At 67.7% G+C, this 19,328-nt stretch carries 17 protein-coding genes; 15 read left to right on the top strand and 2 right to left on the bottom strand.

Going from position 1 to position 19,328, the window contains the following annotated elements:
- The first annotated feature begins 14 nt into the window (after nt 1-14).
- The 5 genes from ACFJGV_RS06840 (at nt 15) to rplL (ending at nt 3,771) form a co-directional block, all read left to right on the top strand.
- Nucleotides 15-782, top strand: a complete 768-nt coding sequence (locus tag ACFJGV_RS06840) for a response regulator transcription factor (RefSeq protein ID WP_378147841.1) — start codon at nt 15-17, stop codon at nt 780-782.
- Nucleotides 779-2,269: a sensor histidine kinase gene (locus ACFJGV_RS06835; RefSeq protein WP_378147839.1), complete on the top strand. Its 1,491-nt coding sequence runs from the start codon at nt 779-781 to the stop codon at nt 2,267-2,269. The genes ACFJGV_RS06840 and ACFJGV_RS06835 overlap by 4 nt, the downstream gene beginning before the upstream one ends.
- A gap of 82 nt (nt 2,270-2,351) precedes the next feature.
- The gene (locus ACFJGV_RS06830; protein ID WP_174604479.1) at nt 2,352-2,516 is read left to right on the top strand and encodes a hypothetical protein; all 165 of its coding nucleotides are present in this window, start codon (nt 2,352-2,354) and stop codon (nt 2,514-2,516) included.
- Between the two features lie 308 nt (nt 2,517-2,824).
- Complete coding sequence (gene rplJ / locus ACFJGV_RS06825; protein WP_378147837.1) at nt 2,825-3,340, top strand: 50S ribosomal protein L10; 516 nt, start codon at nt 2,825-2,827, stop codon at nt 3,338-3,340.
- A 41-nt stretch (nt 3,341-3,381) separates the two neighbouring features.
- Nucleotides 3,382-3,771 (top strand): 50S ribosomal protein L7/L12, encoded by a 390-nt coding sequence (gene rplL / locus ACFJGV_RS06820; protein WP_378147835.1) that lies wholly within the window; start codon nt 3,382-3,384, stop codon nt 3,769-3,771.
- Nucleotides 3,772-3,886: 115 nt separating this feature from the next.
- Here rplL and ACFJGV_RS06815 read toward each other — a convergent pair whose 3' ends face one another.
- The gene (locus tag ACFJGV_RS06815; RefSeq protein ID WP_378147834.1) at nt 3,887-4,906 is read right to left on the bottom strand and encodes a LacI family DNA-binding transcriptional regulator; all 1,020 of its coding nucleotides are present in this window, start codon (nt 4,904-4,906) and stop codon (nt 3,887-3,889) included.
- 283 nt (nt 4,907-5,189) lie between these two features.
- Between ACFJGV_RS06815 and ACFJGV_RS06810 the strand changes: the two genes are divergently transcribed.
- From ACFJGV_RS06810 to ACFJGV_RS06780, 7 genes are all read left to right on the top strand, one after another.
- Entirely contained in the window at nt 5,190-6,521 is a 1,332-nt protein-coding gene (locus tag ACFJGV_RS06810; RefSeq protein WP_378147833.1) for an ABC transporter substrate-binding protein, read from the top strand.
- Between the two features lie 137 nt (nt 6,522-6,658).
- Entirely contained in the window at nt 6,659-7,789 is a 1,131-nt protein-coding gene (locus ACFJGV_RS06805; RefSeq protein ID WP_378147831.1) for a carbohydrate ABC transporter permease, read from the top strand.
- Nucleotides 7,786-8,769 (top strand): carbohydrate ABC transporter permease, encoded by a 984-nt coding sequence (locus ACFJGV_RS06800; RefSeq protein ID WP_378147830.1) that lies wholly within the window; start codon nt 7,786-7,788, stop codon nt 8,767-8,769. Before ACFJGV_RS06805 ends, ACFJGV_RS06800 begins: the two co-directional genes overlap by 4 nt.
- Nucleotides 8,770-8,816: 47 nt before the next feature.
- Nucleotides 8,817-9,476 carry a DUF4232 domain-containing protein gene (locus ACFJGV_RS06795; RefSeq protein WP_378147828.1) on the top strand — a complete coding sequence of 220 codons (660 nt, stop codon included), beginning with the start codon at nt 8,817-8,819 and terminating at the stop codon, nt 9,474-9,476.
- Between the two features lie 197 nt (nt 9,477-9,673).
- On the top strand, nt 9,674-11,578 hold the full coding sequence (locus ACFJGV_RS06790; protein WP_378148653.1) for an ABC transporter ATP-binding protein: 1,905 nt from the start codon (nt 9,674-9,676) through the stop codon (nt 11,576-11,578).
- A 141-nt stretch (nt 11,579-11,719) separates the two neighbouring features.
- On the top strand, nt 11,720-13,090 hold the full coding sequence (locus ACFJGV_RS06785) for a cystathionine beta-synthase (RefSeq protein ID WP_378147827.1): 1,371 nt from the start codon (nt 11,720-11,722) through the stop codon (nt 13,088-13,090).
- Nucleotides 13,091-13,131: 41 nt separating this feature from the next.
- Entirely contained in the window at nt 13,132-14,286 is a 1,155-nt protein-coding gene (locus ACFJGV_RS06780; RefSeq protein ID WP_378147826.1) for a cystathionine gamma-synthase, read from the top strand.
- Between the two features lie 92 nt (nt 14,287-14,378).
- Here the strand turns inward: ACFJGV_RS06780 and ACFJGV_RS06775 are convergent, their stop codons facing one another.
- The gene (locus ACFJGV_RS06775; protein ID WP_378147824.1) at nt 14,379-16,064 is read right to left on the bottom strand and encodes a M1 family metallopeptidase; all 1,686 of its coding nucleotides are present in this window, start codon (nt 16,062-16,064) and stop codon (nt 14,379-14,381) included.
- A gap of 408 nt (nt 16,065-16,472) precedes the next feature.
- Between ACFJGV_RS06775 and nrdH the strand changes: the two genes are divergently transcribed.
- The 3 genes from nrdH to nrdE are packed head-to-tail and all read left to right on the top strand — an operon-like array spanning nt 16,473 to nt 19,324.
- Nucleotides 16,473-16,709 carry a glutaredoxin-like protein NrdH gene (nrdH, locus tag ACFJGV_RS06770; protein WP_378147823.1) on the top strand — a complete coding sequence of 79 codons (237 nt, stop codon included), beginning with the start codon at nt 16,473-16,475 and terminating at the stop codon, nt 16,707-16,709.
- 48 nt (nt 16,710-16,757) lie between these two features.
- Nucleotides 16,758-17,192: a class Ib ribonucleoside-diphosphate reductase assembly flavoprotein NrdI gene (gene nrdI, locus ACFJGV_RS06765; RefSeq protein WP_378147821.1), complete on the top strand. Its 435-nt coding sequence runs from the start codon at nt 16,758-16,760 to the stop codon at nt 17,190-17,192.
- Entirely contained in the window at nt 17,177-19,324 is a 2,148-nt protein-coding gene (nrdE, locus tag ACFJGV_RS06760) for a class 1b ribonucleoside-diphosphate reductase subunit alpha (RefSeq protein ID WP_378147819.1), read from the top strand. Before nrdI ends, nrdE begins: the two co-directional genes overlap by 16 nt.
- Nucleotides 19,325-19,328 lie beyond the last annotated feature (4 nt).

Genomic DNA, 19,328 nt, shown 5'->3' with positions numbered 1-19,328 from the left:
GGATACTCATAGTCGTGACCCTCAACCGCGATCTCCTCGCCGCCTCCAGCTCGAGCGCCAAGCAGCCCAAGCTGCGCCGAGCCGACGGCACCGCTGTGCGAGCCCTCGTCGTCGACGACGAGAGCACCCTCACCGACCTCCTCTCCATGGCGCTGCGTTACGAGGGATGGGAGGTGCGCACCGCTGCCGAGGGTCGCGCGGCCATCCAGGTGGCCCGCGAGTTCCGACCCGACGTCATCGTGCTGGATGTCATGCTCCCCGACATCGACGGCCTCCAGGTGCTCCAGCGTGTGCGCAACGACGGGCAGGAGACCCCGGTGCTCTTCCTCACCGCGAAGGATGCGCTCGACGACCGCATCGCGGGCCTCACGGCGGGCGGCGACGACTACGTCACGAAGCCGTTCAGCCTCGAGGAGCTGGTGGCGCGCCTGCGCGGCCTCATCCGGCGGTCGACGCTCGTCGTCGCCGACGCCGACGACCCGGTGGTCACCGTGGGCGACCTCCAGCTCGACGAGGACAGTCACGAGGTGTTCCGTGACGGCGAGTCGATCGAGCTCACCGCCACCGAGTTCGAGCTGCTGCGATACCTCATGCGCAATCCGCGCAGGGTGCTGAGCAAGGCGCAGATCCTCGACCGGGTGTGGAGCTACGACTTCGGCGGCAAGTCGAGCGTGGTGGAGATCTACATCTCCTACCTGCGCAAGAAGATCGACGCAGGCCGGGCCCCGATGATCCATACGGTCCGTGGCGCCGGCTACATGCTGAAGCCCGCCTCGCTGTGACCCTCCGCCGCACGCTGATCCTGAGCGTGCTCGGGTTGATCGCGCTCGCGGGCGTGATCATCGGCGTCACGAGCACCCTGGTGCTCAACGGCTTCCTCGTCGACCGGCTCGACACGCAGCTCGGCGACAGCGCCGCGCGCACGGAGCAGTTCATCCGCGGGCAGGACGGCAACGGGGGCCCGGCTCCCGGCATCCCCCTGGGGCAGGGCGAGGGCACGCTCGCGGCGATCGCGTCGGGCGGTGTCGTCGACAACGGGCTCGTGCTCACCGCCGATGGCCGGTACCAGTATTTGTCGTCGGCGCAGCTGGAGGCGCTCGACGCGACGATCTCGTCGGGCGACGCGCAGAGCGTCGACATCCCGGGCATCGGCGAGTACCGGGTTCTCAGCCGCACCATCGTCGGCGAGAGCGCGGTCATCATCGGGCTGCCCCTCGACGACGTGAACGCCACCGTGACCCAGCTGGTCGTGGTGATCGTGATCGTCACGGCGGCCGCCATGGTCGTCGCCGGTCTCATCGGCTTCGTCGTGGTGCGCTTGAGCACCCGACCCCTCGAGCGGATGGCCGCGACCGCGTCGCGGGTCGCCGAGATGCGACTCGACCGCGGCGAGGTGGCGCTCGCCGAACGTGTCCCCTCGCGCGACACTGATACCCGCACCGAGGTGGGACGGGTCGGCGCAGCGCTCAACGGGATGCTCGAGCACGTCGCCGCCGCCCTCACCTCGCGCCAGCGCAGCGAGAACAAGGTGCGCCAGTTCGTCGCCGACGCCAGCCACGAGCTCCGGACGCCGCTGGCGTCCATCCGCGGCTACGCCGAGCTCACCCGTCGGGCCGACGTGGAGCTGCCCGCCGACATCAGCTACTCGCTCGGACGCATCGAGTCGGAGGCGACGAGGATGACGACCCTCGTCGAGGACCTCCTGCTGCTCGCCCGCCTCGACTCCCGGCCCGAGCTGGCCATGAGCGACGTCGACCTCTCCCTCGTGCTGGTCGATGCGGTCAGCGACGCCCACGCGGCCGGCCCCGACCACCGCTGGGACCTCGACCTCCCCGAGGAGCCGATCGAGGTCTCCGCCGACCAGCACCGGCTGCACCAGGTGTTCGCGAACCTGCTCGCGAACGCACGGGTGCACACCCCGCCGGGTACGACGGTCACCGTCGCCGCGCGGGAGGGCCGCGACGACGACGGCACGCGCCACGCGGTGGTGACCATCGCCGACGACGGTCCCGGGATCGAGTCGGGGATGCTGCCGAGCCTGTTCGAGCGCTTCGTGCGAGGGGACGCGTCGCGCTCGCGGCACGCCGGCAGCACCGGCCTCGGCCTCGCGATCGTGAAGGCGGTGACGGATGCGCACGGCGGCACCGTCACCGTGGCCTCGGAGCCGGGGAAGACGGTGTTCACCATCACCCTGCCGTGTGCGGGCGATCACTCTACTCCGATTGAGCAATCGGGACGACCCCTCGCCGAGGGGGGCCTGCGCGCGTAGGTTCGATCCCGGTCAGGAGGCCGCGTCATCCGAGCAGCCTCCTGGTCGGATCACCCGGTCCCTGAAAGAGGAGAACGACACCATGAACATCCTGCTGATCATCATCGCCGTCATCGCGGTGATCCTGCTGTTCACCGGCGGCTTCGTGAGCTCGCTGAACTTCCTGCTGTGGGTGGGCCTGATCCTGCTGGTCCTCGCCGTCATCGTGTTCCTCGTGCGACTGCTCACCGGGAGCCGTCGCGTCTGACGCGATCTCTCGGGATTCGTCTCGACAGGCGGTCGTCCCCTCCGGTTTGCATCGGAGGCGACGGCCGCCTATTCTTGTCTGAGCCAAAGACCGCCGGTCATCGGTGTGCCCAGAGGGATCACTCCTGAAGGAAGCACCGATCGAAGGTTCGTGTGAACGACGACCTGCGCAGGTGACGAAGTGAAGACCAAGCGCATCCGTGCGTGTGTTCTGACAAGCTCCGGCATCTGCGCCGGAGCTTTTTTCATGTGACCTGGCCGCTCCGAGGGGAGCGGGGCCTGCGGCGACAACCACTAATGAGGAGCGCCATGGCGAACAAGGAAGCTTCGGTCGCCGAGCTCACGGACAAGTTCCAGAGCTCGACCGCCGTACTGCTGACCGAGTACCGCGGTCTCACTGTTGCTCAGCTCAAGCAGCTGCGCAAGTCGATCAGTGCAGACGCGACGTACGCCGTGGTGAAGAACACGCTGACCAAGATCGCGGCCAACAACGCGGGCATCACCGTCTTTGACGACCAGCTCGCCGGCCCCTCCGCGATCGCCTTCGTCCACGGTGACCCCGTGGCCGTCGCCAAGTCGCTGCGTGACTTCGCCAAGGCAAACCCTCTTCTCGTGGTGAAGGGCGGGTACTTCGACGGTAACCCGCTCTCGCCTGAAGAGGTCACCAAGCTGGCCGACCTCGAGAGCCGTGAGGTGCTGCTTGCCAAGCTGGCAGGCGCCTTCAAGGCTTCGCTGTTCGGTGCCGCCTATCTCTTCAACGCTCCGCTCTCGAAGGCCGTTCGCACGGTCGAGGCGCTGCGTGAGAAGCAGGAGTCCGCGAACTGACGTTCGCGGTGAGATCAGAAACCACACACAAGGAGAACATCATGGCAAAGCTTTCCACCGAGGAACTGCTTGAGGCGTTCAAGGAGCTCACGCTCATCGAGCTGAGCGAGTTCGTCAAGGCGTTCGAGGAGACCTTCGAGGTCACCGCCGCCGCTCCCGTCGCCGTCGCCGGCCCCGCCGCCGCCGGTGGTGGCGCTGCCGCCGAGGAGGTCGAGGAGAAGGACTCGTTCGACGTCATCCTCGAGGCTGCCGGCGAGAAGAAGATCCAGGTCATCAAGGAGGTGCGCGCGCTCACCAGCCTCGGCCTCGGTGAGGCGAAGGCTCTCGTCGACGGCGCCCCCAAGCCCGTCCTCGAGGGTGCCAACAAGGAGACCGCCGAGAAGGCCAAGGCCCAGCTCGAAGAGGCCGGCGCGACCGTCACCCTCAAGTAGTCTCAGCTCTCGCTGAACTCCGGAAGCCCCGGGCCCCTGCGGCCCGGGGCTTCCTCCATTCCCGGGTCGGGGCGTCAGAGGATACGCGCGGGCGTGGGCGAGATGCGCCTGTGCGTCATCGGATGCGCGGGCGCGCCGTCGAGGAGCGCGTCACCAGCGAGGCGGGCACGTCGGTGTGCCGCGGGGGAGGGGCCCAGCCCGGTTCCTCCAGCTGGCGGATGACGAACTCGACCGCCTTCTCGCCCTGCTCCCCGGGCCGTTGCCGGATCGAGGTGAGCCCGAAGAGCTCGGCGAGCGGATGGTCGTCGATGCCGATGATGGACAGGTCGTCGGGCACCGAGATCCCCAGCTCGCGTGCGGCGAGGATGATGCCGATCGCGATCTCGTCGGCGGCGGCGAAGATCGCGGTGGGCCGGCGGCGGGGGTCCCCGAGCACCTGCTTGCCCACGTGATAGCCGCCGGCGATGTCGAAGGCCGTCGCGACGAAGCTCGTGTCGGCCGCAGGTATGCCGGCCGTCTCCATCGCCTCCAGGTAGCCGCTCAGGCGCTTGGAGTGGACGTGGAAGTCCATCTGCTCGGCGAGGTCGCCACCGACGTGCATGATGTCGCGGTGTCCGAGCATGAGAAGGTGCTCGGTGGCGAGCCGGGCCGCGGCGACGTCGTCGATGCTGATCGTGGGGATGCCCTCGAGCGCGCCGCCGATGCCCGCGATGGGCTTGCCGAGGGCGAGAAGGGATCTGGCCTCCTCGGGCGTGATCTCCAGGGTCACGGCGATGACCGCATCCACGCGCTTGCGCACCAGGAAGTACTCGAAGACCCGGCTGCGCTCCTCGCCGCTCTTCGAGACGTTGTAGAGCATGAGGTCGTAACCGCGCTCGAGGAGTGCGCGTTCGACGCCCTCGAGGATGCTGGCGAAGAACCACTGGTTGATGATCGGGATGATCACCCCGACGTTGTTCGATCGGCCGGTGACGAGGCTGGAGGCGCTCGAGGACACGACGTAGCCGAGGGTCGTGGCGGCGTGGGAGACCCGGTCGCGCGTGGCGGGCGACACGTAGCCTCGGCCGCTCAGCGCCCTCGACACGGTCGCCTTCGACACTCCGGCCAGCGCCGCGACGTCTTCGATGCCCGTCACCACCGCCTCCTCATGGCCGAGCTCCATCGCCCGCGCTCGCCAGGCTATCGAATGTGGAAACGCTTGCACAATCACGATTTCGTAACGCTCGTGGGAGCGCTCTCTCGAAATCCGACGCGAAGAGGCCCGCGATTCCGTGGGAGCGCTCTCTCGGCGCCGTTGATCACGATCGGATACCGATGCACACGGTTCTTGTGCTCTCCTGAGACTTATGGAAAGGTTTCCCTAAAGCTCGCGCGGCACCACGTTGCGAGAGATCACATTCACTCAATGAGGAGGAGAAATGCGGGCAAAACTGCCTCGCCGAATCGGAGTCCCGATCGCCATCGCTGCGGGACTCGGACTCGCTCTCGCCGGCTGCTCCGGCAACGCCGGAGGCGGCAACGCCAGCGGCGGCGGCAACACCGTCGGTGAGGCCGACGGCATCGTCACGGTCTACGGCACCATCGCCGACACCGAGGCCGAGCTTCTCGAGCAGTCGTGGGCCGACTGGGAGAAGGCCAACAACATCGACATCCAGTACGAGTCGTCGAAGGAGTTCGAGTCGCAGATCGGCATCCGGGCGCAGGGTGGCAACCCGCCCGACCTCGCGATCTTCCCGCAGCCGGGCCTCCTCTCCGACCTCGCCTCGCGCGGCTTCCTTCAGCCCGCTCCCGACGGTGTCGCGAAGAACGTCGACGACAACTGGTCGAGCGACTGGAAGGCCTACGGCACGGTCGACGACACGCTCTACGGCGCGCCGCTCATGGCCAGCGTCAAGGGCTTCGTCTGGTACTCGCCGAAGCAGTTCGCCGACAACGGCTGGAAGGTCCCGGAGACCTGGGACGAGATGCTGACCCTCACCAAGGACATGCAGGCCAAGACCGGCACCGCCCCCTGGTGCGCCGGCTTCGGCTCGGGCGACGCCACCGGCTGGCCGGGCACCGACTGGGTTGAGGACCTGGTGCTCCGCCAGTCCGGCGCCGACGTCTATGACCAGTGGGTGAAGAACGAGGTCAAGTTCACCGACCAGCCCATCTCCGACGCCTTCACCTCGGTGGGCGACATCCTCCTCAACCCGCAGTACGTCAACGCGGGCTACGGCGATGTCTCGTCGATCAACTCCACCGCCTTCGGCGACGTGGCCACCGCGATGGCGCAGGGCACCTGCTCGCTCACGCACCAGGCCTCGTTCTTCGACGGCTTCCTCACCGACGCCGGTGCCACGGTCGGCCCCGACGCCGACATCTGGGCCTTCGTGACCCCGCCCGTGAAGTCGGGTGAGACCGCCGTCACCGGTGGTGGCGAGATCGTCGGCGCGTTCTCGAACGACGCCGACACCGTCAAGGTGCAGGAGTACCTCTCGAGCGCCGACTGGGCGAACAGCCGCGTCTCGCTCGGCGGTGTCATCTCCGCGAACAAGGGCCTCGACCCGAAGAACGCGAAGAGCCCCATCCTGCAGCAGGCCATCGGCATCCTGCAGGACGAGAACACCACGTTCCGGTTCGACGCCTCCGACCTGATGCCCGGTGCCGTCGGCGCCGGCACCTTCTGGAAGGGCATGGTCGACTGGATCAACGGCACCCCGCAGCCGCAGGTGCTCGAGCAGATCGAGGGCGGTTGGCCGACCGAGTAGGTCGAGCCCGCCACTGAAGGCGGAGGCCGTCCGGTTCGTCGGACGGCCTCCGCTTCACTCTCACGGCCTGCTAGGTTCTCCCTACGACGCCGACGCGTCGGGCCGGTTGAGTTCAACGAAGCACTCGAAAGGTTGTCATGTCGGATTTCCTCCTGTGGGTGGGCAAGCTGCCGCCGTTGGCGCAGATCCCGATCGTCGTCGTGGCGTTCGCGATCGTCGTCGCCCTCATCCTCTTCTTCATCGAGATCGCCCCGCGATCAGGCCGTAAGTACACGATCATCCGCCTCGCGGCATGCGTCGTGTTCCCGGCGCTCGCCTTCTACCTCATCGGATCGGTGTGGTGGGCGATCATCATCGCCGCCGTCCTCGGCGGCCTCTTCTTCATCCTCGACTTCAGGTCGAGACAGGGGCAGGGCTACCTCTTCCAGCTGGTCGGCTTCCTCGCTCCGGCGCTGATCCTGCTCATCGTGGGCCTCGTCTACCCGACGGTGAAGACCTTCATCGACTCCTTCTTCTCCAGTCGCGGCAACTTCGTGGGCATCGACAACTTCGTCTGGATCTTCACCCAGCCGCAGGGCCTCCGCACCGTGCTCAACACGATCATCTGGGTGCTCGTCGTGCCGGTGGCCTCCACGATCTTCGGACTCGCCTACGCGGTGTTCATCGACAAGAGCCGCGGTGAGAAGTTCTTCAAGATCCTGGTCTTCATGCCGATGGCGATCTCGTTCGTCGGCGCCTCCATCATCTGGCGGTTCGTGTACACGTACCGCCCGCTCGAGGAGAACCAGATCGGCCTGCTCAACCAGGTCGTCGTCTGGCTCGGCGGGCAGCCCGTGCAGTGGCTGCAGGAGGATCCGTGGAACACGTTCTTCCTCATCGTCGTCCTCATCTGGATCCAGACCGGATTCGCGATGGTCGTGCTCTCGGCCGCCATCAAGGGCGTGCCCACCGAGCACATCGAGGCTGCGCAGCTCGACGGGGCCAACGCCTGGCAGCGGTTCGTCAACGTGACCGTGCCGGGTATCCGCGCCTCTCTCATCGTGGTCATCACCACGATCTCGATCGCCTCCCTGAAGGTGTTCGACATCGTGCGCACGATGACCGCCGGTGCGAACGACACCAGCGTCATCGCGAACGAGATGTACAGCCAGTTCAAGAACTTCGAGTACGGACGGTCCGCGGCCTTCGCGGTCGTGCTGTTCCTGCTCGTGCTGCCGATCGTCATCTACAACGCCCGGCAGATCAAGAAGCAGAGGGAGATCCGATGAGCGCCGTCCAGCCGATCGACCTGCCGGTCGACCCCGCCACCCGCAACCAGCTCCGCGGCGGAGAGGCCGAGATCGAGCGCGAGGAGACGGTCTCGAAGCGCACCAAGCGCCGCCTGACCTCACGCGGAGCCACCATCGCGGCGCTCATCATCGCCGTGCTCTGGACCATCCCCACCTTCGGTCTGCTGATCTCGTCGTTCCGGCCCAACCAGGACATCCAGACCAGCGGCTGGTGGACGATCTTCTCCAACTGGGGCTTCACGCTCGACAACTACTCGACCGTGCTCGGTGCGGGCAACTCGCAGGTGACGATCGCGTCGTCGTTCGTCAACTCGATCGCCATCACCATCCCGGCCACGCTCATCCCGCTCGCCATCGCCGCTCTGGCCGCATACGCGTTCGCGTGGATCGACTTCAAGGGCAAGGACTGGCTGTTCATCGGCGTCTTCGCGCTGCAGATCGTGCCGATCCAGATGGCCCTCGTGCCGCTGCTCAGCCTGTTCTCGCGCGGTGTGGTCGTCGGCAACGACTTCATCTTCGCGGGGGTGCCGTCCAACGGCACGTTCTCGCAGGTGTGGATCGCGCACTCGATCTTCGCGCTGCCGCTGGCGATCTTCCTGCTGCACAACTTCGTCTCCGAGATCCCGCGCGAGGTCATCGAGGCCGCGCGCGTCGACGGTGCGGGCCACGGGCAGATCTTCTTCCGGATCATCCTGCCGCTGACTATGCCGGCGCTCGCGTCGTTCGCGATCTTCCAGTTCCTGTGGGTCTGGAACGACCTGCTGGTCGCCCTCATCTTCGCGGATGGGTCGATCGCGCCGATCACGAAACTCCTCGCGGAGATCACCGGGTCGCGCGGGCAGGAGTGGTACCTTCTCACCGCCGGTGCGTTCGTCGCCATCATCGTCCCGCTCATCGTGTTCTTCGCGCTGCAGCGGTTCTTCGTGCGCGGACTCCTCGCCGGTTCGACGAAGGGCTGATGCCCGTCGGCCGACGCCGCACCATCATCTGACGCAGGGGGACGATCGTGACCGATCCGCGCACATCCGGGTCCATGCCGCAGGGCAACGGGTGGCGGATCGCCACGATCGTCCTCGCGATCGTCGTGGGGCTGGGCATCGTCGCGGCGGCGATCGGGCTCGTGGTGTTCTCGCTGCAGGGCGGACAGGCGTCGCCGACCGCGCCGCCGTCGCCGACGGCCACCCCGACGCCCACCGCCACGCCGACGCCGAGCCCCACGCCGACCGCGGCCCCCACGCCCTCGGCGGGCGGGGCGTGCACGGCCGAGCAGCTGGCCGTCAAGGCCACCGACCCTCAGGGCACCGCCGGGTCGACGGTCCTGCAGCTGATCTTCTCCAACACGTCCTCCACGACGTGCACCATGAGCGGATACCCGCAGGTGATGTTCGTCGGCGACCAGAACGGCACGCAGATCGGCGCCGCGGCGGTCCCCGATCCGACCGTGCAGGTGCAGACCTTCACGCTGAACCCGGGCGACTCGGCGTACTCGCTGCTCACCATCGGCGAGGCGGGCAACTACTCCGGATGCACGCCCACGGTCGTCGACGGCTTCCGCATCTACCCGCCCGACGCCTCGGGCGCGCTCTACCTCCCCGACGCCTCCTACGGCGCCTGCCGCGAGTCGGGTGTGCAGCAGCTCCGCGTCGGCGCGCTGCAGCAGAACTGATCCCACCCCTCACCCTGGTTTCGCTGTCTGTGTGATCCTTCGCGGGGTCAATGGGCGCGCGAGAGGTCAGAACCGGCGCGAGAACGCGGGGGCATGTCAGCCCTGGGCGGACAGCGGCCGGGCCGTCGGCGGCGCGGCGTAGGGTGAGCGGCGTGAGTGGCATGGGACGGATGGGCGACATCGCCGCCGCGGGCGGCATGCGCGGCGGATCGCGCCCCACGGGCGGCGCCGGCGGTGGGCGCGGCGCGGGTGGGGGCGGCGGCGGAGGGCGTGTATCGAGTGGCGACGCCGCCGCGCAGCGTGCCGCGAACGCCGATGCTCCGCAGATCCCGCACCTCTTCCGGCGCATCTCCGAGCTCTTCACGCCCTACCGCCGCGAGCTCATCGTCACGGGCATCCTGGTCCTCGTCACGGCCGGTCTCACCGTCATCCCGCCGTTGCTCACCGAGCAGGCGTTCGACGTGGGGCTCTTCCCGCCGGCGGGCGGGCCGAACGTGCCGGTGCTGCTCGAGCTCGTGGGGCTCATGGTCGTGATCTGGATCGTCGGGGCGGCGCTCGGCGTGTGGCAGACCTTCCTCACGGCGAAGGTCGGCAACCACGTGATGGGCGACCTGCGAGTGCGGCTCTTCACCCACCTGCAGCGGATGGAGCTCGCCTTCTTCACCCGCACGAAGACCGGTGTGATCCAGTCGCGACTGCAGAACGACGTCGGCGGCGTGGCCAACGTGCTCACCAACACGGTCGCCAGCGTGCTCGGCAACACCGTCACCGTGATCGCGGCGCTGGTGGCCATGCTCCTGCTCAGCTGGCAGCTCACGCTCGTGGCCGTGATCCTGATGCCCCTGCTCGTCTGGGTGCAGCGCCGGGTCGGCCAGGTGCGGGCCCGCATCGCCGGTCAGACGCAGGAGTCGCTGTCGGAGATGACCGCGATCACCCAGGAGACGCTGAGCGTCTCGGGCATCCTCCTCGCCAAGAGCTTCAACCGGCAGAGTGCCGAGATCGGCCGCTACGCAGACGAGAACCGCAACCAGATCGGGCTGGCCATCCGCCAGCAGATGACGGGCCAGTGGTTCTTCGCGATGGTGCAGATCATCCTCAGCATCGTGCCCGCCATCGTCTACGTGGTGTCGGCGTACCTCATCGTGGGCGGCGTCGACATCACCGCGGGCACGATCGTCGCTTTCACCACGGTGCAGGCGCGACTGATGTGGCCGCTGCTCGGGCTCATGCGCGTGGGGCTCGACCTCCAGACGTCGGGCGCGCTGTTCGCCCGCATCTTCGAGTACCTCGACCTCCGTCCTGCGATCGTCGACAAGCCCGGCGCCAGGGCGCTGCCGCCGGCCGAGGCGGGTCGGGTCGAGCTGCGCGACGTCACGTTCGTCTACCCCGACGGCGAGGCCGAGCATCCGACCCTCGATCGCGTCTCGCTCACCATCGAGCCCGGGCAGTTCGCCGCCTTCGTGGGGCCGTCGGGCGCGGGCAAGACCACCGTGTCGTATCTGGTGCCGCGCCTCTACGACGTGACCGACGGAGCGGTGCTCGTCGACGGCGAGGACGTCCGCGACGTCAGCCACGAGTCGCTCATCGCGCAGCTCGGGGTGGTCAGCCAGGAGACTTATCTCTTCCATGCCACCATCGGCGAGAACCTGCGGTACGCGCGCCCCGACGCGACCGAGGCGGAGCTGGTCGACGCGGCGACCCGCGCGAACATCCACGAGCGCATCATGAGCTTCCCCGACGGGTACGACACCGTCGTGGGGGAGCGCGGCTACCGGCTCTCCGGCGGCGAGAAGCAGCGCATCGCGATCGCGCGGGTGCTGCTGAAGGATCCGGCGATCCTGATCCTCGATGAGGCGACCAGCGCCCTCGACTCGATCTCGGAGCGCGTGGTGCAGGATGCGCTCGACAACGCCAGCCGCGGCCGCACCACCATCGCCATCGCGCACCGGCTCTCGACCATCGTCGGCGCCGACGTGATCTTCGTCGTCGACGGCGGCCGCATCGTCGAGAGGGGCACCCACACCGAGCTCCTCGAGCGCGGAGGCGCCTATGCGGCGCTGTATGCACAGCAGCTCGATGTGGTCTCGCCCGCCGTCCGCTAGACTCGACGACATGTTCGCAGGGTTCCGGTGTTGTCGTCGCTGAGCGACGACCATCCCGACGACCCCGTCACGACCAGCCGCCGCCTCGCAGCCTTCGACGCCGCTTGAGCGTCGCCGCGGCTGCGTGCACCGAAGGACATCATGGAATACGCAGAGAGCGTCATCGACCTGGTGGGCAACACCCCCCTGGTCAAACTGAACCGCGTCACGGACGGGATCGCCGCCACCGTGCTCGTGAAGGTCGAGTACCTGAACCCGGGTGGCTCGTCCAAGGACCGCATCGCCACCCGCATCATCGACGCCGCTGAGCGGGAGGGCAAGCTGAAGCCCGGCGGCACCATCGTGGAGCCCACGTCGGGCAACACGGGTGTGGGCCTGGCCCTCGTCGCCCAGCAGCGCGGCTACCGCTGCGTCTTCGTCCTCCCCGACAAGGTGGGCGAGGACAAGCGCAACGTGCTCACCGCGTACGGCGCCGAGATCGTGGTCACCCCGACCGCCGTCGCGCCCGAGGACCCGGACTCGTACTACTCCGTCTCCGACCGCCTCGCCCGCGAGATCCCGGGCGCGTTCAAGCCCAACCAGTACGCCAACCAGAACGGGCCGCTCAGCCACTACGAGACCACCGGTCCCGAGATCTGGCGCGACACCGACGGCCGCGTCACGCACTTCGTGGCGGGCGTGGGCACGGGCGGCACCATCAGCGGCACCGGCCGGTACCTCAAGGAGGTGTCCGACGGGCGGGTGCGGATCATCGGTGCCGACCCCGAGGGCTCCGTCTACTCCGGCGGCACCGGGCGCCCGTACCTCACCGAGGGCGTGGGCGAGGACTTCTGGCCGAGCGCCTATGACCCGAGCGTGGTCGACCGGGTGATCGCCTCGAGCGACGCCGAGTCGTTCGAGATGACGCGTCGGCTCGCCCGCGAGGAGGGTCTGCTCGTCGGCGGATCGTCCGGTCTCGCGGTCTCCGTGGCGCTCAAGGCCGCCGCCGATCTCCCCGCCGACGCCATCGTCGTCGTGCTGCTGCCCGACGGCGGCCGCGGCTACCTCGGCAAGATCTTCAACGACAAGTGGATGCGCTCCTACGGCTTCGCACCCGCTTCCGAGGGCGCCACCGTGCGCGACGTCATCGCGGGCAAGAACGGGGCGCTCCCGAACCTGGTGCACACGCATCCGAGCGAGACCGTGCACGACGCGATCGACATCATGTCGACGTACGGTGTCTCGCAGCTGCCCGTGCTCTCGGCGGAGCCGCCGGTCGTGATCGGCGAGGTCGTCGGCGCGCTCTCGGAGGACACCCTGCTCGGCCACCTGTTCGCCGGCCGCGCGTCGATGTCCGACAAGGTGGGCGACTTCGTCGACCCCGCCTTCCCCACGATCGGCGCCAACGAGCCGCTCCAGTCGGCCTGGGAGCAGCTCGGCGAGGCCAGCGCGCTCCTCGTCACCGACGACGGCAAGCCCGTCACCATCCTCACCCGCCAGGACCTCCTGACCTTCCTCAGCGAAGCGTCCTGACCCGCGGGTTCCAGACTCTCAGACACCTCAGGAGCACCATCATGGCTTCATCCCAGGGCTTCGAGACCGCGGCGATCCACGCCGGCCAGGCCTTCGACCCCACCACCGGCGCGATCATCCCGCCGATCTACCAGACCTCCACGTTCGTCCAGGACGGCATCGGGGGCCTCCGCGGCGGCTACGAGTACAACCGCAGCGGCAACCCCACCCGCACCGCGCTCGAGGAGCAGCTCGCCGCGCTCGAGGGAGCCGCGCACGCGATCAGCTTCTCGTCCGGCCTCGCGGCCGAGGATGCGCTGCTGCGCTCCGCGCTGAAGCCCGGCGACCGCGTCGTGCTCGGCAACGACGCCTACGGCGGTACGCACCGCCTCATCGACCGCATCCACGGTGCGTGGGGCGTCGAGAACGTGACCGTCGAGATGAGCGACCTCTCCGCGGTGGCGAAGGCGGTCGCCGATTCGAGCGCCAAGGTGCTCTGGGTCGAGACGCCGTCGAACCCGCTGATGAAGATCAGCGACATCGCCGAGCTCGCCGAGATCGGACACGCCGCCGGGGCTCTCGTCGTCGTCGACAACACGTTCGCCTCACCGTACCTGCAGCAGCCGCTCGCGCTGGGCGCCGATGTGGTCGTGCACTCGACCACGAAGTACCTCGGCGGGCACTCCGACGTGCTCGGCGGGGCCATCGTGCTGAACGACGACGAGCTCGCGAAGGCCATCGGGTTCCAGCAGTTCGCGGTGGGCGCGGTGTCGTCCCCGATGGATGCGTGGCTCACCACCCGCGGCATCAAGACCCTCGCCGTGCGCATGGACCGCCACTCGCAGAACGCGCAGGCGATCGCGGAGCACCTCGTCGGCCACCCCGCCGTCGAGGCGGTCTACTACCCCGGACTCTCGACGCACCCGGGCCACGAGCTGGCCTCGCGCCAGATGCGCTCCTTCGGCGGCATGCTGTCGGTCGCGCTGCGCGGCGGCCCGAAGGCGGCCAGGAGGTTCGCGGAGTCGACAGAGCTCTTCGCGCTGGCCGAGTCGCTCGGCGGCGTCGAGTCGCTCATCGGCTACCCGACCGAGATGACGCACGCCTCCGTGGTGGGCACGCCGCTCGAGGTCCCCGCGAACCTCGTGCGGCTCTCCGTGGGCATCGAGTCGCTCTCCGACCTTCTCGCCGACCTCGATCGGGCCCTTCCGCGCCGCTGAGGCGTCGGTCGTCGTCGCTTCGACACCGGATACGACAAAGCCCCGCGATAGACGCGGGGCTTTGTCGTATCCGGTGTTCTCGTGCGGTCGACTCAGCTCAGGGCGGGCTTCGACGGGGTGTAGAGCCAGGCGGTGAAGAAGTCGCCGAGGTCCTGGCCCGACACCTGCTCCGCGTAGGCGATGAACTCCTCCGTGGTGCCGTTGCCGCCCGCGTTGCCCGACGCCCAGCCCTGGAGGATGGCGAAGAACGCGGTGTCGCCGACCTCCAGGCGGAGTGCGTGGAGCGCCATGGCACCGCGGTTGTAGGTGTAGGAGTCGAAGATTCCCGCGGGGCCCGGATCGGCGACGGCGTGAGCCCAGAACGACGACGTCGATGAGCGGGAGTACTGCTGATCGAACTTCTGCTGGGCGGTGGCACCGCCGGTGTGCTCGCTCCACATCCACTCGGCGTAGGTGGCGAAGCCCTCGTTCAGCCAGATGTCGGACCACCGCGACAGCGACACGTCGTCGCCGTACCACTGGTGCGCCAGCTCGTGCACGAGCGTGGACTCGTCGGGAGCACCCGGGTAGATGGGACGGGTCTGGTTCTCGAGCGCGAAGTAGAGGTTCGGCACGTCGACCGCGATGCCGCCGGACTCTGTGAACGGGTAGGGGCCGAACAGGGTCGACAGGTAGTCGAGGACCTCGGGCTCCTTCGCGAACTGCGTCGCCGCCTCGTCGCCCGCCGCGGTGCCGACCAGCGAGCCGGCGATCGCGTTCACGTAGGTGATGCCGTCGACCTCGGTGGTGGTCATGGCGTAATCGCCCACCGTGGCGGTGGCGAGGTACGGGGCGATCGGCTGGTCCATCCGCCACTCCCAGGTGGAGGCGCCGGGGCCGACGGGCGTGGTGCCCACGAGGCGGCCGTTGCCGATCACCTTCAGGTCGTCGGCGACGGTCATCCGGAGGGTCATGGTCGCCTTGTCGGCGGGGTGGTCGTTCGAGGGGAACCAGGTCGCGGCGACCCGCGGCTCGCCGACGACGACCATGCCGTCGTCCGTCTGGAACACACCGGCGGGGCCGAAGGCGTCGTCGACGGTGATCGGGATGCCGGAGTAGGCGACGGTGGTGGTGATCGTGGTGCCGACATCGAGGCCGGCGGCCGGGATCACGGTGAGCTCGGTGCGGGGCGGGGTCGCTCCGTCGGCCGGGTCGAGCGCCGGGTCGGGCTGCGCCGTGTCCACGCTGACGGGGGTGGTGGCGAGGCTCCAATCGGCTGCCGCCCCGTTCACGGTGATGGCGGAGATGTCGATGGCCTCGCTGCCGTCCTTCGCCACGACGTCGAAGTCGAGGTTGAAGGTGGAGAGGTTCTGCGTCGCGGTGGCGGTGATGGTCGCCGTGCCGGAGAGCAGGTCGGTCGTCGGGTCGAACGCGAGGTCGAGCGCATAGTCCTGCACGTCGTAGCCGCCGTTGCCGTCGAGCGGGTAGTAGGAGTCGCCGATGCCGGCGGCGCCGGGCTGATAGTCGACCGGGGTCGTGGTCGGGCCGGGAGCGGGAGCCGGGGACGGCGTCGAGCCGGCCGGGCAGGGCCCGGCCGCGAAGCTCGCCGTGGGAGCGGATGCGGTGGTCATCACCAGCGCCATGAGCAGCAGGGGGATGAGCGCGAACGTCGCCGCCCTCCTCTTCCCTCGGGTGAAGAACAGCCAGGCCGTCCCCACGCCGATGGCGAGGAGAGCGATGGAGATGAGTATCGGTGCCGCGTCGAATCCGGTCGCGGCGAGAACGCAGGTCGTGTCCACGCTTCCCCCAGGTCGGTGTGCGAGGTCCGTTCCCCGCACGACTGCCTGGACCCTACTAGAGGGTCGGCGGGCGGACCTAGCCCGACATCTGCGCGAAACATCCGGGCAACCTCCGCCCACCTGGGTCGGGGGCGTCCGGGGGCGGACGGTGTCGGTGGATGAAGTTATCCTCAGCCGTGGAAAGCCGGTTCTCCACAGTTTCGGGCACCTCCGCGGAACGGCGCGGAAGAGCATGGGGAGAATCTGTGGAAACACGCCGCAGAATGTGCCCTGCTTGTGGATGACGTGTGGATAATTACACCCGTGTAACACTTGATATAGTGTTCTTCGCGACGGACCACCCCTAGATGTTGTGTCAGGGTGACCGAGCGACGTAGAATGGTATCCCGACGAGAAAGGCGCACCGACATGGCGATCACGGTCTACACGAAGCCCTCCTGCGTTCAATGCAACGCCACGTACCGCGCCCTCGAGAACAAGGGCCTCGAGTACGAGATCTTCGACCTCTCGGTCGACGAGAAGGCACTCGAGACGGTCAAGGAGCTGGGCTACCTGCAGGCTCCGGTCGTCATCACCGACACCGACTCCTGGTCGGGCTTCCGCCCCGACAAGATCGAAGAGCTGGCCCGCCTCGCCGCGAGCTGATCACCGATGCCCGCACCTGACACACTGACAGGGAGCGCGCGGGCAGGGGTGTCCGAGCCGGAGCCCATCGTCGAGACGACGTCCGCTGACCTCATCTACTTCTCCAGCGCATCCGGCAACACCCACCGATTCATCGAACGCCTCGGTCGCCCCGCGGCCCGCATCCCGCTCTTCTCGAAGCGGGAGCGGCTGCGGGCCACCCGGCCCTTCGTGCTCACACTCCCGACGTACGGCGGGGGAGGGCTCGGCGGAGCGGTGCCCAAACAGGTCATCGCCTTCCTCAACGAGCCGGCCAACCGTGCACTCCTCCGCGGCGTCATCGCCGCCGGCAACACCAACTTCGGAGACGCGTACTGTCTCGCGGGCGACATCGTCGCGCGCAAGACCGGCGCCCCCGTCCTCTATCGATTCGAGATATTCGGGACCCAGGACGACCTCGTGGCCGTCCGGAACGGATTGGACACACTGTGGAAGCAACCCTGATCGAGGCGCCATCGGCGGCCCCGGCACTCGACTACCACTCGCTGAACGCGATGCTGAACCTCTACGACGACGAGGGGAACATCCAGTTCGACAAGGACCGTGAGGCGGCGAAGCAGTACTTCCTGCAGCACGTCAACCAGAACACGGTCTTCTTCCACAACCTCAAGGAGCGCCTCGACTACCTGGTCGAGAAGCAGTACTACGAGCCCGAGATGCTCGACCAGTACTCGTTCGAGTTCATCCAGAAGCTCAACGACCTGGCCTACTCGAAGAAGTTCCGCTTCGACACCTTCCTCGGCGCGTTCAAGTACTACACGTCGTACACGCTGAAGACGTTCGACGGGAAGCGCTACCTCGAGCGGTTCGAGGACCGCGTGGTCATGACCGCGCTCGGCCTGGCGCAGGGCGACGAGACGCTCGCGATCAACCTCGTCGAGGAGATCATCGGCGGCCGCTTCCAGCCGGCCACCCCCACCTTCCTCAACACGGGCAAGGCGCAGCGCGGTGAGCTCGTCTCCTGCTTCCTCCTCCGCATCGAAGACAACATGGAGTCGATCGCCCGAGGCATCAACTCCGCCCTGCAGCTGTCGAAGCGCGGCGGCGGCGTGGCCCTGTCGCTGTCGAACATCCGCGAGGCCGGTGCCCCGATCAAGCAGATCGAGAACCAGTCCTCCGGCGTCATCCCCGTGATGAAGCTCCTCGAAGACAGCTTCTCCTACGCCAACCAGCTCGGCGCACGTCAGGGTGCGGGCGCGGTGTACCTCAGCGCGCACCACCCCGACATCCTCCGCTTCCTCGACACCAAGCGCGAGAACGCCGACGAGAAGATCCGAATCAAGACGCTCTCCCTGGGGGTCGTCGTGCCCGACATCACGTTCGAGCTGGCGAAGAACAAGGAGGACATGTACCTCTTCTCGCCGTACGACGTCGAGCGTGTCTACGGCGTGCCTTTCGGCGACGTCTCGATCAGCGAGAAGTACCGCGAGATGGTCGACGACCCGCGCATCCGCAAGACCAAGATCGACGCACGCGAGTTCTTCCAGACCCTCGCCGAGATCCAGTTCGAGTCGGGCTACCCGTACATCGTGTACGAAGACACGGTGAACAAGGCGAACCCCATCAAGGGCCGCATCAACATGTCGAACCTGTGCTCCGAGATCCTGCAGGTGAACACCCCGACCACCTACAACGAGGACCTCTCGTACAAGGAGATCGGCAAGGACATCAGCTGCAACCTCGGGTCGCTGAACATCGCCCTCACGATGGACTCGCCCGACCTCGGCCGCACGGTCGAGACCGCCATCCGCGGCCTCACCTCGGTGTCGCAGCAGTCGCACATCTCGTCGGTCCGCTCGATCGAGGAGGGCAACGACAAGTCGCACGCCATCGGCCTCGGTCAGATGAACCTCCACGGCTACCTGGCGCGCGAGCGCGTGCACTACGGCAGCGAGGAGGGCATCGACTTCACGAACATCTACTTCTACACGGTGCTCTACCACGCGATCCGCGCGTCGAACCTGATCGCGATCGAGCAGGGTTCGGCGTTCGAGGGCTTCGCCGACTCGACGTACGCGTCGGGCGAGTTCTTCGACAAGTACACCGACCAGGAGTGGGTGCCCTCGACGGCTCGCGTCGCGTCGCTGTTCGAGGATGCGGGTGTCCACATCCCCACGCAGGACGACTGGCGTGCGCTGAAGGCCTCGGTGCAGGAGCACGGCATCTACAACCAGAACCTGCAGGCCGTGCCTCCGACCGGCTCGATCTCGTACATCAACAACTCGACGTCGTCGATCCACCCGATCGCGTCGAAGATCGAGATCCGCAAGGAGGGCAAGATCGGCCGCGTCTACTACCCGGCGCCGTTCATGACGAACGACAACCTGGAGTACTACGAGGACGCGTACGAGATCGGCCCCGAGAAGATCATCGACACCTACGCCGCGGCCACCCAGCACGTCGACCAGGGCCTGTCGCTGACGCTGTTCTTCAAGGACACCGCCACCACGCGCGACATCAACAAGGCCCAGATCTACGCCTGGAAGAAGGGCATCAAGACGATCTACTACATCCGCCTCCGTCAGCTCGCCCTCGAGGGGACGCAGCTGGACCAGTGCGTGTCCTGCATGCTCTGACGCT

The organism is Cnuibacter sp. UC19_7, assembly GCF_042699995.1.
Lineage (GTDB): Bacteria > Actinomycetota > Actinomycetes > Actinomycetales > Microbacteriaceae > Cnuibacter.
This window is presented reverse-complemented; position numbering and strand designations above follow the sequence as displayed.